Source organism: Syntrophales bacterium, from assembly GCA_030655775.1.
In the GTDB taxonomy this organism is placed as follows: Bacteria; Desulfobacterota; Syntrophia; order Syntrophales; family JADFWA01; genus JAUSPI01.
In genome coordinates this window covers 1-15,159 of the sequence record JAUSPI010000264.1, presented here as the reverse complement: position 1 = coordinate 15,159, position 15,159 = coordinate 1, and the positions used below count along the sequence as shown (strand labels likewise).

Below are 15,159 nucleotides of genomic sequence, written 5' to 3'. Positions count from 1 at the left end.
ATAACCATATCATTATTGATACACATTATCAGTGTATACATTTTCTGGGAACTTGCGGTTGTCGTAACACATGAATATTATTGAGCAAATGTGGATGGGTAGGTCTGTTGGGGCTATTTTCGTAATAAACTCACGCTAGGTTCAGGGCCAATATCCACAGGCTCTGCTCCAGTCGTCTGAGCAGTATAATCAACTCCAGCCCAATGAAGAGCACATTCGTCTTCAATATTATTAGCATCTCGAGGTTTTTTAAAATGCTCATAACAGCAACGCATCTTTTGGCAGTATGTTTTCCATTATTTTTGATGTTCAATGTAGCGAATTTTCTTACCCAGCCAGTATCTTCAAAAGTCCATGTCCTTAGGTCAGTGTCTTTACTAAAAGCAATTTTTATTTTTGGCTTCTTATAAAACTTCATGAAATCCTTTATAAGTAGCCAGATAAAAGATGCTAATCCTGCCAGTCCACCTATTTTAAACAATATGTCCCAATTATTTGCCATAAGTATGCTCTCCACACGGTAAGGCTTCTTATTGTGCTTGTAGATATTCTCCTTTATAGATAAGGCCGAACGATAAAGCTAAGCCGCTTGCGGGCGTGCCCGCAAATTGGTTTTTAGTGTCTTGTTGGTTTCCTTATTTGTCGTTGTTTTCTGGCAATCAATAAATTCCTGCGAATGAGTCAAGGGTAGGCTTGCCCCCTTCACTTTAAAATGTCCCCTGTCAAGGGCTGACCCCATTAGCTCTGACCCCATTAGCTTCCATTAGCTTCTCAATCAAATTGGCTAATGCCGAGCTGAGCAGCGGGTTCGCCCTGATAAGTTGATATTAAGTGGCTATTCAGGCATATTCGCCTATGCCCCATTATCATCAATATTTAAGATGTGACCCTCTCAGACCCCTTGTGCTGTTTCCTCTTTTGTCGTCCTTACCTTCCTCAGTGCCTTTGCAGAAGCTTTCTTAACACTTGTTTTTGCTTCCTCTGCGGGTTTACCATCCACGATTTCCCTTTTGAGGATTTCATTCTTGATGATATCCTGTATTTCATCCCTTTCGATCTTTATTCCTGGAGTTATCCGCCTCAATTCTCTTCGAACTAAATCCACTGTCTGGTCCATCTGGAGAATTGCGCCGATCACGAACTTGTTAACGCTTTTTTTGTGTTCGTGGTACTTTTCGATGACATCCTTGCTTATACCCTCTTTGCAAAGCATGAATAGATGTTCCTGGTCTTCCCGTTTTCGTGGGTTGAGGTCGAGGAAATTGAAAGAAAAGATGAGGTCGTAGTCCAGGGGCTTTTCGAATTTAATCCGGTATATCTCCCAATAAATGCTGTTTGTCAGTATAACCCACTGAATACCCTGGTGGCCCCGTAGTTTATAGCCTGTTTGAGATGTCCGTCTTTTAAATCAATGCCAACCGCCTTAACTTCCATGAGGTACTTGAGGGCATCATCGATTTTAACCGCTATGTCGCAATATGTCCCTTTGATTACATATTCGCTTGTTATTTCAGTATATTTATCGAAACCAAAAATGTCCGAAAGCATATCGGTAACTATTTTCAAAGTATCAGCCTCATTTATGTCGCGGACTTTTGCAGCAGTGAGTATTTTTTGAAATTTTCCAACCTCCTTTGTCAATCGATCTATCGCTTTTTTAGGTATATTTGCCATTATGTCCCCCTTTTAATGCAAATAATATTTTACAAATAAAAACCCCCCGTGATGTCTTTATTGATACACGGGGTTTCGGCTCTCGGTTTTCATGATATTTTCCCTTTGAGATTACCTCTTTCGAAAATTCAGAACTTAATATCCCTTACTATTCTGATTACTTTTCCGATGATTTTGTAGTGTTCGTTCGGCGTGATAGGTGGTGTTCGGGATTGTCGCTCGTGAGGAGGTTCCGGTTATCCTTTAATCGGAATCGCTTGAGGAGGAGTTCGTTTTATCCGTTCCTGTCTATTATTGGGTCGCCGTTTTTCAGATCTACGAATATGTCATAGTCTTCGTGTATCTATGAAGAATAACGTACTAATTGTCAACGGAAATCTCGTAAATGCCCTGATTGCCTATAATGGCCTGACTCTGAAAAGGTATCTTAACTGCATCTTGAGGCCACTTTCTGTTGACACACAAATCCCATTTCTCTATACTTTCCCACATTAAAAGTAGGTTTTTATAAAAACTCTAAAATAGACTTTGACCCTTCCAACGCAGTAGGACAGGCGTCCCGCCTGTCCATAATGGTGAATTGCTTAGACAGCCGAGACGGCTGTCCTACGGGATGGGGAGGACAGTCTTTATTTTTAATGTCTATTTTAGGGAAAAAGGATATTATGCCTTCGGGTTTTTCTTATAGGGGGTAACGATGAAACCAATAGGGAAATTGCACATTCTGACGGATACTGTGCTGCAAACGCGCTTCTCGCACGTGGAACTTGCCAGACTGGCGATCAATGGGGGGGCTGATACCATTCAGTTCCGGCAGAAAAGCGGATCTACGCGAGAAATGATTCAGGTCGCCAAACAGATGAAGCAGTTGTGTGCAAAAAACGGTGTCACGTTAATTGTTAACGATCGCGTGGACGTTGCCATTGCCGCGGAGGTGGACGGCGTCCATCTGGGACAGGATGATTTTACTATCCCTCTGGCACGAAAATTACTGGGGGAAGATGTTATCATCGGGGGCTCCGCTTCCACCATTGAGGAGGCCAGGGAGTGCCTCTCGGAGGGGGCGGACTATGTGGGATTCGGGCCTGTCTATCCAACCACTTCCAAAGATGACGCAAACCCTGTTACCGGGATTCCCATGCTGAAACAGGTGGTTGAGGCCATTCCCTTACCGATAATTGTCATTGGTGGCGTGAGTGCTGAGAATGTACCTGAGGTTATGAGAGCAGGCGCTTATGGAATTGCGGTGATTTCAGCCGTCTGCTGTCAGGATGACCCCGAACAGGCCACCAGAGCACTCCATAGGGCCCTTTATGAAGGGACGTAGGGGGAATTACCATGTCTGAAAACTTGTCCGACATTGGAGAATTCGGATTGATTGACCGTATCCATAGACTCCTTGAGAAGGAAGGCCTTCGTACACCGGGCGTTACTTTGGGGATCGGGGATGATACCGCATCGTTCAAGCCCCGTGCAGGCCATGAAATCCTCATCACCTGTGACTCTATGGTGGAAGGACGACATTACCTGCCCGACCGTATTACTCCGTTCGATCTGGGGCGGCGTGCAATGGCCTTAAATATCAGTGACATTGGAGCAATGGGAGGTCAGCCCCTGTATGCCCTCGTATCCCTTGGATTGAAAGCGGATACACTCGTAACGGACGTGGAAGCGATATACCGTGGATTCATCGCGGAACTTAATCCGTTTGGGGCATCGATCGTCGGTGGCAATGTGACAAAAGCCGAACATGCCATCTTTATCGACGTTACCCTGATCGGAGAAGCGGAGCCGGACAAGATTGTCCGCCGTTCAACGGCGAAGGCCGGTGATATAATACTGATTACCGGTTATCCAGGCCAGTCTGCTGCCGGACTGCGCCTGCTGCTGAATGCCGCAGCCGGAGAAGATTTGAATAACCATCCGCTGGTACGGGCTTTTAACACCCCTTCCCATCGAGCACGGGAAGGGAAGGCGATTGCCCAATCGGGATACGCAACGGCGATGATCGATACCAGTGATGGGTTTCTTGGAGATCTGGGGCATGTCTGCGAAGAGAGCGGTGTGGGCGCCACTCTAAATTTGGAGAGTATACCGATAAGCGAGGAATTACGAAAGGCCGCTGTTGAACTCGGCCTGGATCCGTATGAACTGGCGCTGAAAGAGAGTGATGATTATGAGCTGATCGTTACCTGTTCCGCTGACCATGTGGAGGGGATCCGCTCTGCTGTCGCTGCAGTGAGCGACGTCCCGGTGACTGAGGTTGGTCTGATCACCGATGCGGCCGACGGCATTAAACTTATATTCCAGGATGGTACGCAACGCGCAGTTACTCCTGCCGGCTGGGATCACTTTAGTGGATGAGGAGGAGGGTATGTTTGATCAACAATTGGCACGAAAAGCAGCAGAAAATCTTAAGAACATGCGGGAGAAAAGGCCTCTGATCCATAACATCACCAACTATGTGGTGATGAATTATACGGCCAACGCATTGCTGGCATGCGGTGCTTCTCCTGTTATGGCGCATGCGGAAGAAGAAGTTGAGGAGATGGTCTCCTTTGCTGGTGCACTGGTACTGAACATCGGGACACTTACCCCCTACTGGATTGATTCAATGTTAAAGGCAGGGAAACGCGCCAATGAACTGAATATCCCCATTATCCTGGATCCGGTGGGTTCAGGAGCCACAAAGCTCCGTACCGAGTCCGCCAAGCGGCTTATCGATAACCTTAAAATTAATGTAGTCCGGGGAAATGCCTCAGAGGTCCTTTCCCTTGCGCATGAGGGATCCCGAACCAAAGGTGTCGATGCTATCCACAGTGTGGATGAAGCAGCCGATGCAGCCATTGTCCTGGCCGGCGAACTGGATACGACGCTGGCTATTACCGGTGAAGTGGATCTGATCACGGATGGGAGACGTGTATGCAAGGTCTATAACGGGCATGAGCTCATGGGATACGTGACGGGTACAGGCTGTACGGCAACTGTTCTCATAGGAGCTTTTCTGGCAGTGGATCGGGATCCCGTGGAGGCCGCGACCACGGCATTAGCCTACTTTGGACTGGCAGGTGAAAAGGGCGCAGCCGAAGCAAAGGCGCCGGGGAGTTTTCAGATGGCCGTGCTCGACGCCCTCTTCAGCATTGATGAAACAGCACTGCACAAAGGGGCGAGGATTAAGATTTAACAAAGGAGGAAATATCATGAGTATTTTAAAAAAATTTATAATGTTTCTTTTTGTTTTTACTCTATTGATTGGCCAGGCTACGTCATGGGCATGTACAACCATTATTGTCGGCAAGGATGCTACCGCTGACGGGTCGGTTATAGTTGCTCACTCGGATGATGATGTTGATGACGAAAGAGTCGCCTATGTTCCCGCCGCCGATCACAAGCCCGGTTCCATGCGACCGGTTTATTATGACAACTGCAGCCTTGGGCTTGATAAACGGTACAATGCCACAGAAGTCCGCCGTTATGTCGGTACCGACCGGGGGGCCGTTTACGACACAAAAGATTACGCTCCCAGCAAGCCTGTCGGATACATTCCACAGGTGGCACACACGTACGCCTATTTTGATTCAAATTACGGCATGATGAACGAACATCAGCTGATGATAGGCGAATGCACCTGTGGTGCCAAGGAAGAGCCCGGACCTGAACCCGGTAAGCGAATTTTTTACAGCTCAGAGCTTTCCCGGGTAGCTCTGGAGAGATGCAAGAGTGCACGCGAGGCAATATTGCTCATCGGAAAACTTATCAAAGAGTACGGCTATTACGGAACCGGCGAGACACTGCTTATCGGTGATTCCAAAGAAGGCTGGGTTCTGGAAATGTGCGGATACGACAAGAATGGCAAAGACGGTATCTGGGTGGCAAAGCGCGTACCTGACAATGGGCTTTTTGTCGAAGCTAATGAATTTCGCATACGTGAAGTCAAGAAAAATTCTCCGGACATGATGTACTCCGACAACCTTTTCAAGGTATGTCAGGAAAAAGGATGGTGGAATCCCAAAGACGGTGAGCTTGATTGGCTAAAAGCGGTCAGCTGGGGCGAATACGGCCATCCATATTATTCCCTCCGGCGGGTCTGGGGGGTATTCAGGAAGGCTAACCGCTCTCTCAACCTGCCCGCCTGGGTTAAAGACGGCTATACCAATGCCTATCCATTTTCAGTGGTTCCGGATAAAAAACTCACGGTTGCCGACGTCATGGATCTTTATCGCGATCATTATGAAGGAACCGAGTTTGACATGACCAAAGGGAAAGCCGCCGGGCCTTTCGGCAATCCCGTACGCTTTGAGAAAAATCCTGATCAGGACGACACAAATAACTTGAATACGTTTAAACCCAAAGGTGCGTGGGAGAGGCCGCTATCCATCTATCGTTGTGGTGTGAGCTGGATATTACAGGCCCGCAGCTGGCTGCCTGATCCTGTTGGCGGTGTCTGCTGGATCGGACTCGACCGTCCTGCCACGACCTGTCTTATGCCTTTTTATGCGGGAGTCAACGGGCTTCCACGTTCCCTGGAAAAGATGAACATTCTTGAATTCAATCGCAGAAGCGCCTGGTGGGCCTTCAACTTTGTGGCCAACTACGCTACCCTTAAATACTCTTACATGATCAAGGATATCAAGGCGAAGCAAAAAGAGCTGGAAGGACGGGCCTATGCCATGCAGCCCGCCATCGATCAGGCGGCGCTGACACTTTATAAAAACGGCAACGAGAAACTGTGCCGCGAATACCTGACTTCTTTCTGCAATACCAATGCTGAACAAGTTATTTCAGAATGGTGGAAACTATCTGGAAATCTTATCGTCAAATACAACAACGGGTGTATTACGACCGAAAAGGAAGTAATGAAGAGGGTAGGGTATCCTGATTGGTGGCTAAAGGATGCCGGTTACTACAAGGGACCGATATCGTATAAAAAGCCGTAGGTGATTATCAGGGAATCCGGCGAAATAAAAGGTAAATACTTGCTATGAAATATTCAGAAGCCAAACAGGGAAGAATATTTGTTATCCGTCTTGAGGACGGGGATATTATTCATGAGGAGATTGAACAATTTGCCCGTGAAAAATCTATTAAAGCCGGGACTTTAATCATCTTAGGGGGAGCTGATGAGGGGAGTAGGCTTGTGGTGGGTCCCGAAGACGGACGCAAAGACCCGATTGTCCCTATGGAGCATATCCTTGACAACGTGAACGAGATAGCAGGGGTAGGGACTATCTTTCCTGATGAAAACGGTAACCCTGCGTTGCATATGCATGTAGCCTGTGGAAGAAATTCATCAACAGTCACCGGATGTGTCCGTAAAGGGGTCAAGGCATGGCATATATTAGAGGTGATCTTATTTGAATTGGTTGACACTACCGCCCTTCGCGCTTTCGATTCGACTACGGGATTTGATCTCCTAAAACCATAATGCAAAATGAATTATCCCGTCTAAAGGCGGGGCAATTCACTCTCTACGGGGCGATCTGCGCGTCATCAAGAACCGCCCGCAACATCAGACTCAAACCGACAGCGGTAAATAGCCGTGGCTTGGCTCCGACATTGGATAGAGTACACGAATCTTAAGTTACCGGTGAATCGCAATTTATAGTTTGGAGGTCACGTAAGATAGAAAGGTTATCATTGGAGCCTCTTGCAAAAATTCCGTGAAGGCAGATTTTAAAAGAAATCAGATTACCACTGTAGGGCAAGACTTTAGCATTGCTCAATATAAAGCCAATACAATACGGTTCCGGCAAAATGTAGGGCAGTCCCGCCAAAGAAACGGCGGATCTTCGACCTTCAGGGCTGCTATATTGCTGATGGCCGTGTTCCTGCTGCTTCCCATCCAGTCTTTTGCCGCCACCAAAGTCTTTGAACGGGAATACACCTACCAGGCCAGCGAAGCGGACAGCAAACTCTCCTGCCGGGTCATCGCTCTGGAACAGGTAAAAAGACTGCTCCTGGAGGAATTGGGGACATATCTCCAGAGCATCTCCGAGGTCAAAGATGGCGTATTGACTAAAGACGAGATTGTCACCCTGACTGCCGGAGTCGTTCGAACTGAAGTAGTATCAGAGCATTGGGATGGGAAGGTTTACCGCCTCAAGGCCAGGATAAAAGCCAACCCCGATCATGTGATCAAAGCCATCAACCGCCTGCGCAATGACCGCCAGAAAAGCAAGGACCTGGCAGAATCCCAGGCAAGAGCGAAGCAGTATTTGAACGATATTAAGCGCCTGAAACAGGAATTATCTAAAGTCAAAGGGGAAGCTCTTAAACGCAAGCAGATTGAATATGTCCAGGCAGTCAAAAACCTGAGTGCCGAGAACTGGTTTGAACGGGGGCTTTATTTTTGTGAGTTCCAGCTTTACAATGAAGCGATAGTAGCCTTTACCAAGACCCTGGAGATAACCCCACGCTATGCCGGTGCCTACTACAACCGGGGGACTGCCTGGGCCATGAAAGGCGACTATGACCGGGCCATCGTCGATTTCAACAGAGCTCTGGAGATAGACCCACGATGTGCCAAGGCCTACTACAACCGGGGGATTGCCTGGGCCGACAAAGGCGACTTTAACCGCGCTATCGCTGATTACACCAAAGCCCTGGAGATAGACCCACGATATGCCAATGCCTACAACACCCGGGGGTATGCCTGGGGCAAGAAGGGCGATATTGATCGCGCTATCGCTGATTACACCAAAGCCCTGGAGATAGACCCGCGTGATGCCGTGGCCTACCATAACCGGGGGATTGCCTGGGCCGACAAAGGCGACTTTAACCGCGCTATCGCTGATTACACCAAAGTCCTGGAGATAGACCCACGATATGCCGATGCCTACTACAACCGGGGGAATGCCTGGGGCAAGAAGGGCGACTTTAACCGCGCTATCGCTGATTACACCAAAGCCCTGGAGATAGACCCACGTGATGCCAATGCCTACAACAACCGGGGGCATGCCTGGCACGGAAAAGGCGACTATGATCGGGCTATCGCTGATTACACCAAAGCTCTGGAGATAGACCCACGATATGCCAAGGCCTACAACAACCGAGGGAATGCTTGGGGTGGGAAAGGCAACCCTGACCGTGCCATAGCCGATTTCAACAGGGCTTTGGAGATAGACCCACGCTATGCCGAGGCCTACTGTGGCCGAGGGGCTGCCTGGATCATGAAAGGCGATTTTTGGCAAGCCTCGGCCGACGCCAGGAAGGGCCTCAGTCTAAAACCGGAGGATAAAGAGTGCCAAATACTTGTAGACTATTTGAAAGCAAAAGTGAGGGGTAAAGAATAACGAGGAAAACCGGGGTCAGGTCTTGCAATGCAACGTTTAGTATAGCTTACCCTCTTTTATTTCAATTATGAAAATCATAACGAAAAGCTCACCAGTAGCGAAGCCGCAAGACTTTCGCTATCTGTGGCGCAAAATGTTAAGTGCTCGAATTTATGTACATGATATTTATTGAAAAATTAAATGCGTTTGTTTAATTCATGTTCTATGATTTTTCGTGCATTCTCTCTTTGTTGGCGAACAAATGATAAATGATCAGGATCATTTGGGTTGTACTGGGTTACATCATAACCAATTTTTTCTTTTAAAAAAGCAAGGAGATCGGGATGGCTAAGTTTTTCACCATGACTGACAAAATCACGCGCATACTTGAGCTCTATTTCAGCAGCAGAGTGAGTTTCAGTTTTTGGTCGCCCCTTTAAATCCTCAAGAATAATATAATATGTTCGAATAGCTTCGCCATGATCAGAAGCATTTCTAGCATTATTCGCAAATTTAAGCCAAGCTCCTAATCGATGATCGGGAGAGGTTGTCCAGCTTTCATTAGGAAGGATAATTGTTTTTACCAAAATAGCTCCAAGGGAAATAGTTGCTGAGCTAGTTTGATTACGATTCTCGTCCATTTTTTTAGTTGTTATTTTTTTTGCTCGAACAGGAATCCCGTATCTATATTCTAAGATTTCCCAAAATAATCCTAATTCACGAACCGATTTTTGTATAACCCCATCATGAGTTGACTGTTCATCATCGCATAAGTAGTGTTCAATTTTTATTAGTTTTGAGTCATCATAAAAGAGCTTTAATCCAACATTTTGATAATTTTCTATTTTATCTTTTATTGGTAATCCAGGATCAAAGTGATAAGTAATACAACAAGTAATCATATTTTATTCCATCTGCACTTAATCGGGATAGGGCGGTGCCTCGCGACTCCCCTCCTCCCACACCACCGGGCATATGGAAAATCGTGAAAAACCAAGGTCAGGTCTTGCAATGCCACATTTAGTGTAGCTTACCCTCTTTTGTTATAACCTTCTATCCGCTTTATCGCCCGGCTTACAGTTGCATAATGAACACCCAGATAATCAGCAATTTCCCTTAAGGTATATCCATACGTGGCGTGCGCTATCTAAATCGTTTCATCTCTGTTCTGCCTTGCTGTACGTGTTGTTTAAGCTCCCGGGCATAAACACTGCCTGGGAATTCTATACACAATGGTCTCACCATGAAAAGCATTATACCCATCATGTCTTGCAATGCAAGACCTGCCCCCACTTTTACGGCAAATCAAGCTCCTGACAGAACCTATGAACAGGAATGACTCTTACATTATTTTTTTCATAATCCCGATCGCCTCCATGCACCTGATAAAATTTCGGGATCGGCGTTCTTTCCATAAAATAGTAGATGGAGGGGGCTATGTTTTTATCTCCGGTCTTGCACTCCACAGCAAAGAGAGGAGACCCTTCTTTCAGTACAACAAAATCTATTTCCCGCTTGTCCGTATCCCGCAGAAAGTCAAGGGGTCGGGTCTCCGTTTGACTTATCTTTTCTGAAACAGTTGTAGGTTGGGTTGAGGCACGAAACCCAACAAAAGTTGTAGGGCGGTTTATCCGGGTAGGCCTTAACAAAAAATCCAGAAATCAGAAATCCAATTTTCACGTTCCCAAAATCACTTCATAAGCCCGCCGGAGTGTCGCGAGTGGGAGGAATGGTTCGGTTAACCGCGTTAATTTGATCTTATGGAAAATATCGATAAATATCTTTTCGGTGTAGAACTCTTTCAAATATGAGTTTATCATCAACAACCCTGATTCCTAATCTATATGCACCGAAGCGAGTTTTATAGTGGAAGGGATAACCTTTCATTTTTTCTATTTTTCCAGTTTCAAAAATAGATTTTGAGTTTGGCACTTCAGTGAATACAAAGTGCTCTATATCTTTTCTTGTTTTAGAAGGTATTTTTGAGAGTTCTTTCAGAAACTTATTCTTGTATTGAACTTTCATTATGCTTTTTCAAGTGCTTGATAATAGGTTTTGGCTTGGTTGATGTCTAAAGTTTCATCGTTTTCAGTTTCTCTCATTAATTGGGCCAGGGCATAATCTTCAAGGATCGCTTCTATCCTTTGGAAGGTTTTAAAGTCGATCTGAACTGCAATTTTCTGATTTTTTTCATCAACAATATATTGTTTTTGTATTATTTTCATTATGTTATCCTCTCTTTAGTTTGTTGCCTCCGATATTTAATTGTGAAGAAGAAGGACAAAATTATATTACCACAAGTTAATTATTGACACAAACCTTTCATTGTTTGTCGAACTTTCTGTATTCTGAAAGTTTCAAGAATGTCTCAAATTTTACACCCCCAAAATCGTTTCATAGGCCTGCCGGAGTGTTTCGAGTGGGAGGAATAGTTCTAACGGAGTGTCTGGCAGCGGTATAAATCCAAATTGTGCGTAATATGCTTTTGCATCTTCGTTCTTGGCATCCACAAAAAAACCAATAATGCCCAGGTTTTCGTAAACTGTGATAATCCTCTCAATTGCATTGATCATCATGTGGGTTCCCAGACCCTGGCGTTGCCGTTTCTGGATAACTGAAAGACGAGCAAGCTTTGCTGCGGGAGCGATAAACGGGTATTTCTTTGCGTACTTGCGAGGCAGCTTATCCGTGCGGATCTCACAGGAAGCTAAGGTGAAAAATCCCAGTATCTCAGTTGGCTTGGTATCATCAATAAGGACAAACGTTCGGGACATGCCTTTATTGAGGTGTTGCCGGGCAACATGTTTCAGATATTGGTTTAGCTCATCTGTGCCGCAATCGAAATCCGCTCTGTTGTGTTCCTGACTAAGTACTTCTATTTTCAGCATTTGAGAACGATTTCCTGTATTTTTTCATGGCGTCTTTTAGTTTGTTGTTGGGAGCCGGTGGATTTTCAATCGCTTCAAAGAATGCGCTTGCGTCCCGCATCGTCATATTAATGACTTGTTCATGTTCAATAACCGCTTGTGCTTTCTCAAGGGCTGACTGGACAAGGAACTGGTTCAGTGTAGCGCCTGTAAGCTTGGCTGCCTGTGATAGTGTTTCATAAACGGGAGTAGATACCCGGGCGGAAACACGCTCAGTTTTTTTAAGTGCTGCCATTTTGTTCTCCTCTTTATTATGGTATAAATAACTTATTAGCATTACGGCGCCAAAATGGCAACAGAAAAGTGACAACTGTCTTATAGGAAGTTGCATTGAAGCTCCCCGCCGCAAGCTGCGGGGAATGCGCTCGCTGTTCAGTTCAAAGACGATTGTGTCGGGCGAGACGCCCGACCTACCAGGGGGGGGCAGGACAGGTGTCCTCGCCTGTCTGTGAGGGGGAAATGAAGGCAACCCTCTCATTTTTCAATCTTCACATCTAAATCCCCGTCTTTTGTCGATACGATTATCTTTGATCCATCTTCTACGTCCCCTGCGATCAGGGCGCGGCCTATTTTTGTTTCGAGTTCACGCTGCAGGAATCTCTTCAGCGGCCTTGCACCGTAGACGGGATCATATCCGGCACGTGCAATAAACTTTCTTGCAGGTTCGTCAAGTTCAATCTCAATTGACCGGTCGGCAAGGCGTTTCCTCAGGTCTTCCGTCAAGAGGTCGACAATCTTTTCAATTTCCTCCTCGGTGAGGGATTTGAAGATGACTATATCATCCACACGGTTCAGAAACTCCGGCCTGAAGTGAAGCCTCAATTCTTTCATCACTTCTTTTTTTACATCTTCTTTGATGATTCCAGTATCGGTAAAACCTTCAAGTAAAAGATGAGAGCCAATATTAGAAGTCATTATTATAACAGTGTTTTTAAAATTGACCGTTCTTCCATGAGAATCCGTAAGACGCCCGTCATCTAAAATCTGCAAGAGGACATTAAAGACGTCGTGATGAGCCTTTTCTACTTCATCAAAAAGGATGACGGAATAGGGTTTTCGCCGGACCGCCTCCGTCAGCTGTCCTCCTTCTTCATAACCGATGTATCCCGGAGGGGCGCCGATCAACCTTGAAACGGTATGTTTTTCCATGTATTCGCTCATGTCGATGCGGACTATGTTTTCTTCCGTGTCAAAAAGGGCCTCGGCAAGCGTTTTTGCCAGTTCCGTTTTTCCCACTCCTGTTGGACCTAAGAATACGAAGGAACCTATTGGTCTTTTGGGATCTTTTATCCCGGAACGTGCACGGATTACTGCATCTGCTACGAGTGAAACGGCCTCATCCTGTCCGACGATCCTCTTATGGAGAATATCGTCAAGCTTCAGGATCTTTTCTCTTTCTCCTTCGACGAGCCGGGTAACCGGTATACCTGTCCAGCGTGATACGATATCGGCAATTTCATCCTCGGCAACCTCTTCACGCAGGAGTTTTTTGGGTCCCTGCTTTTCGGCAAGTTTTTCCTCTTCTTCCCTTAGGTGACGCTCCAGTTCGGGGAGTCTCCCGTGCCTGAGTTCCGCAGCTTTATTAAGATCGTATTCCCTTTCAGCAAGTTCTATGTCTCTTCTTACATGCTCAATTTCTTCCCGGAGACCCCCTACTTTTTGAATAGCCTGTTTTTCAGATTCCCACTGGACTTTCATGGAATCGGCACCTGCCTTCATGTCGGCAAGTTCCTTACGAAGGATTCCCAATCTCTCTTTACTCGCCTTGTCCTTCTCTTTTTTCAAAGCCGCCTCTTCGATTTCCAGCCGCATAACCCTGCGCGTTACCTCATCCAGTTCGGCAGGCATTGAATCAATCTCGGTGCGGATCATTGCGCACGCCTCATCCACAAGGTCTATCGCTTTGTCCGGCAGAAACCTGTCACTTATATAACGATTGGAGAGGACTGCCGCTGCGACGAGGGCATTATCCTGTATTTTTACACCGTGATGTACCTCAAAGCGTTCCTTTAACCCTCTCAGGATGGAAATGGTATCTTCTACCGTCGGGGGATCTATCATTACCGGCTGGAATCGGCGTTCAAGCGCAGCATCTTTTTCAATGTACTTACGGTATTCGTCAAGGGTGGTTGCACCTATGCAGTGGAGTTCGCCGCGGGCAAGCATGGGTTTTAAAAGGTTTCCTGCGTCCGTTGAGCCCTCGGTTCTTCCTGCACCAACGATGTTGTGCAACTCGTCTATGAATAAGAGGACATGTCCGTCACTCTCCTTTATTTCATTCAGCACTGCTTTCAGGCGTTCTTCAAATTCCCCTCTGTACTTTGCCCCTGCCATCAGTGAACCCATGTCGAGGGAAAAGATGGAGCGGTCTTTTAGTCCTTCCGGCACGTCACCGCGAACTATTCTCTGGGAAAGTCCTTCAACAATAGCGGTTTTGCCGACACCGGCCTCACCGATAAGTACAGGATTATTTTTTGTCTTACGGGAGAGTATGCGAATGACTCGCCGGATTTCACTATCTCTGCCGATTACGGGATCGAGTTTTCCCGCTCTTGCCTGAGCCACGAGATCGACACCATATTTTTCCATGGCTTCATAAGTTCCTTCGGGCGTGGCACTTGTCACCCTCTGATGACCGCGTACCGAGGTGAGAGCCTCCAGAAATTTTTCTCGTGTGATATTGAATTCTTTAAATGTCCTACCCGCAGCGGAGGAGTCTCCTTCATCTATCATCGGCAGGATAAGGTGTTCAACAGAGACATATTCATCCTTCAGGCGTTTCGCTTCTTCTTCCGCCTTTACTAAAATTTTATCGAGTCTCTGTGTAACATACACTTTTCCAGGTTCAGTCCCGGGACCGGACACTCTCGGTTTTCTGTCGAGACTCTGCTCGATTTTTATTTTGAAAAAATCAACAGGAACATCTGTCTTTTTGAGCAGGCGAGGGAGCAATCCCTCCGATTGTTCTAATAGAGCGAGGAGGAGGTGTTCGCCGTCAATTTCTATATGACCGTAGCGAACAGCTTTAGTTTGCGCATCATGGACTGCTTCCTGAGATTTTTGAGTTAACCTGTTTATATCCATAACTGATTCCTCCTTCGAAATGACAGAGTATAGTTGACATGACAGCAGTGATTGCGAGCATACCTAAAGCGACAAAGCCGCAACCCCAAAAGTGTCTAAAGTTTGAAGTGCCTAAAGTGAGCTAAAGTTAATGTACACGCCTTCGGCGCGGTCAAATTAGAAACAGGCTGCGCTGAAAGCGCATTCTTTAACTTTAGGCACTT

16 protein-coding genes are annotated in these 15,159 nt (G+C 46.3%); 6 read left to right on the top strand and 10 right to left on the bottom strand.

Annotated features, from left to right (window positions below):
• Positions 1 to 130 precede the first annotated feature (130 nt).
• From Q7J27_14775 to Q7J27_14765, 3 genes are all read right to left on the bottom strand, one after another.
• Complete coding sequence (locus Q7J27_14775; GenBank protein ID MDO9530405.1) at positions 131 to 502, bottom strand: hypothetical protein; 372 nt, start codon at positions 500 to 502, stop codon at positions 131 to 133.
• A 390-nt stretch (positions 503 to 892) separates the two neighbouring features.
• Positions 893 to 1,213 (bottom strand): hypothetical protein, encoded by a 321-nt coding sequence (locus Q7J27_14770; GenBank protein ID MDO9530404.1) that lies wholly within the window; start codon positions 1,211 to 1,213, stop codon positions 893 to 895.
• 125 nt (positions 1,214 to 1,338) lie between these two features.
• On the bottom strand, positions 1,339 to 1,674 hold the full coding sequence (locus Q7J27_14765; GenBank protein ID MDO9530403.1) for a hypothetical protein: 336 nt from the start codon (positions 1,672 to 1,674) through the stop codon (positions 1,339 to 1,341).
• A 697-nt stretch (positions 1,675 to 2,371) separates the two neighbouring features.
• On the opposite strand from Q7J27_14765, the gene thiE reads away from it, so the two are divergent.
• The 6 genes from thiE to Q7J27_14735 all read left to right on the top strand — a co-directional run bounded on the left by thiE (position 2,372) and on the right by Q7J27_14735 (position 8,966).
• The gene (gene thiE / locus Q7J27_14760) at positions 2,372 to 3,001 is read left to right on the top strand and encodes a thiamine phosphate synthase (GenBank protein MDO9530402.1); all 630 of its coding nucleotides are present in this window, start codon (positions 2,372 to 2,374) and stop codon (positions 2,999 to 3,001) included.
• Positions 3,002 to 3,012: 11 nt separating this feature from the next.
• On the top strand, positions 3,013 to 4,038 hold the full coding sequence (gene thiL / locus Q7J27_14755) for a thiamine-phosphate kinase (protein ID MDO9530401.1): 1,026 nt from the start codon (positions 3,013 to 3,015) through the stop codon (positions 4,036 to 4,038).
• 10 nt (positions 4,039 to 4,048) lie between these two features.
• Positions 4,049 to 4,858 carry a hydroxyethylthiazole kinase gene (thiM, locus tag Q7J27_14750; protein MDO9530400.1) on the top strand — a complete coding sequence of 270 codons (810 nt, stop codon included), beginning with the start codon at positions 4,049 to 4,051 and terminating at the stop codon, positions 4,856 to 4,858.
• A gap of 16 nt (positions 4,859 to 4,874) precedes the next feature.
• Positions 4,875 to 6,611, top strand: coding sequence for a C69 family dipeptidase (locus tag Q7J27_14745; protein MDO9530399.1), 1,737 nt, complete (start codon positions 4,875 to 4,877; stop codon positions 6,609 to 6,611).
• A 44-nt stretch (positions 6,612 to 6,655) separates the two neighbouring features.
• Positions 6,656 to 7,099, top strand: a complete 444-nt coding sequence (locus Q7J27_14740; GenBank protein ID MDO9530398.1) for a DNA-binding protein — start codon at positions 6,656 to 6,658, stop codon at positions 7,097 to 7,099.
• Positions 7,100 to 7,334: 235 nt separating this feature from the next.
• Entirely contained in the window at positions 7,335 to 8,966 is a 1,632-nt protein-coding gene (locus Q7J27_14735; protein ID MDO9530397.1) for a tetratricopeptide repeat protein, read from the top strand.
• 176 nt (positions 8,967 to 9,142) lie between these two features.
• Here the strand turns inward: Q7J27_14735 and Q7J27_14730 are convergent, their stop codons facing one another.
• The 7 genes from Q7J27_14730 to clpB all read right to left on the bottom strand — a co-directional run bounded on the left by Q7J27_14730 (position 9,143) and on the right by clpB (position 14,956).
• Entirely contained in the window at positions 9,143 to 9,847 is a 705-nt protein-coding gene (locus tag Q7J27_14730; GenBank protein MDO9530396.1) for a hypothetical protein, read from the bottom strand.
• 393 nt (positions 9,848 to 10,240) lie between these two features.
• Positions 10,241 to 10,594 carry a hypothetical protein gene (locus tag Q7J27_14725; protein MDO9530395.1) on the bottom strand — a complete coding sequence of 118 codons (354 nt, stop codon included), beginning with the start codon at positions 10,592 to 10,594 and terminating at the stop codon, positions 10,241 to 10,243.
• Between the two features lie 109 nt (positions 10,595 to 10,703).
• On the bottom strand, positions 10,704 to 10,970 hold the full coding sequence (locus tag Q7J27_14720; protein ID MDO9530394.1) for a type II toxin-antitoxin system RelE/ParE family toxin: 267 nt from the start codon (positions 10,968 to 10,970) through the stop codon (positions 10,704 to 10,706).
• Positions 10,970 to 11,170, bottom strand: coding sequence for a hypothetical protein (locus Q7J27_14715; GenBank protein ID MDO9530393.1), 201 nt, complete (start codon positions 11,168 to 11,170; stop codon positions 10,970 to 10,972). The genes Q7J27_14720 and Q7J27_14715 overlap by 1 nt, the downstream gene beginning before the upstream one ends.
• 150 nt (positions 11,171 to 11,320) lie before the next feature.
• On the bottom strand, positions 11,321 to 11,833 hold the full coding sequence (locus tag Q7J27_14710; GenBank protein MDO9530392.1) for a GNAT family N-acetyltransferase: 513 nt from the start codon (positions 11,831 to 11,833) through the stop codon (positions 11,321 to 11,323).
• Positions 11,811 to 12,107, bottom strand: a complete 297-nt coding sequence (locus tag Q7J27_14705) for a DUF1778 domain-containing protein (GenBank protein MDO9530391.1) — start codon at positions 12,105 to 12,107, stop codon at positions 11,811 to 11,813. Before Q7J27_14705 ends, Q7J27_14710 begins: the two co-directional genes overlap by 23 nt.
• A 239-nt stretch (positions 12,108 to 12,346) precedes the next feature.
• Positions 12,347 to 14,956 (bottom strand): ATP-dependent chaperone ClpB, encoded by a 2,610-nt coding sequence (clpB, locus tag Q7J27_14700; GenBank protein MDO9530390.1) that lies wholly within the window; start codon positions 14,954 to 14,956, stop codon positions 12,347 to 12,349.
• Positions 14,957 to 15,159: the final 203 nt, after the last annotated feature.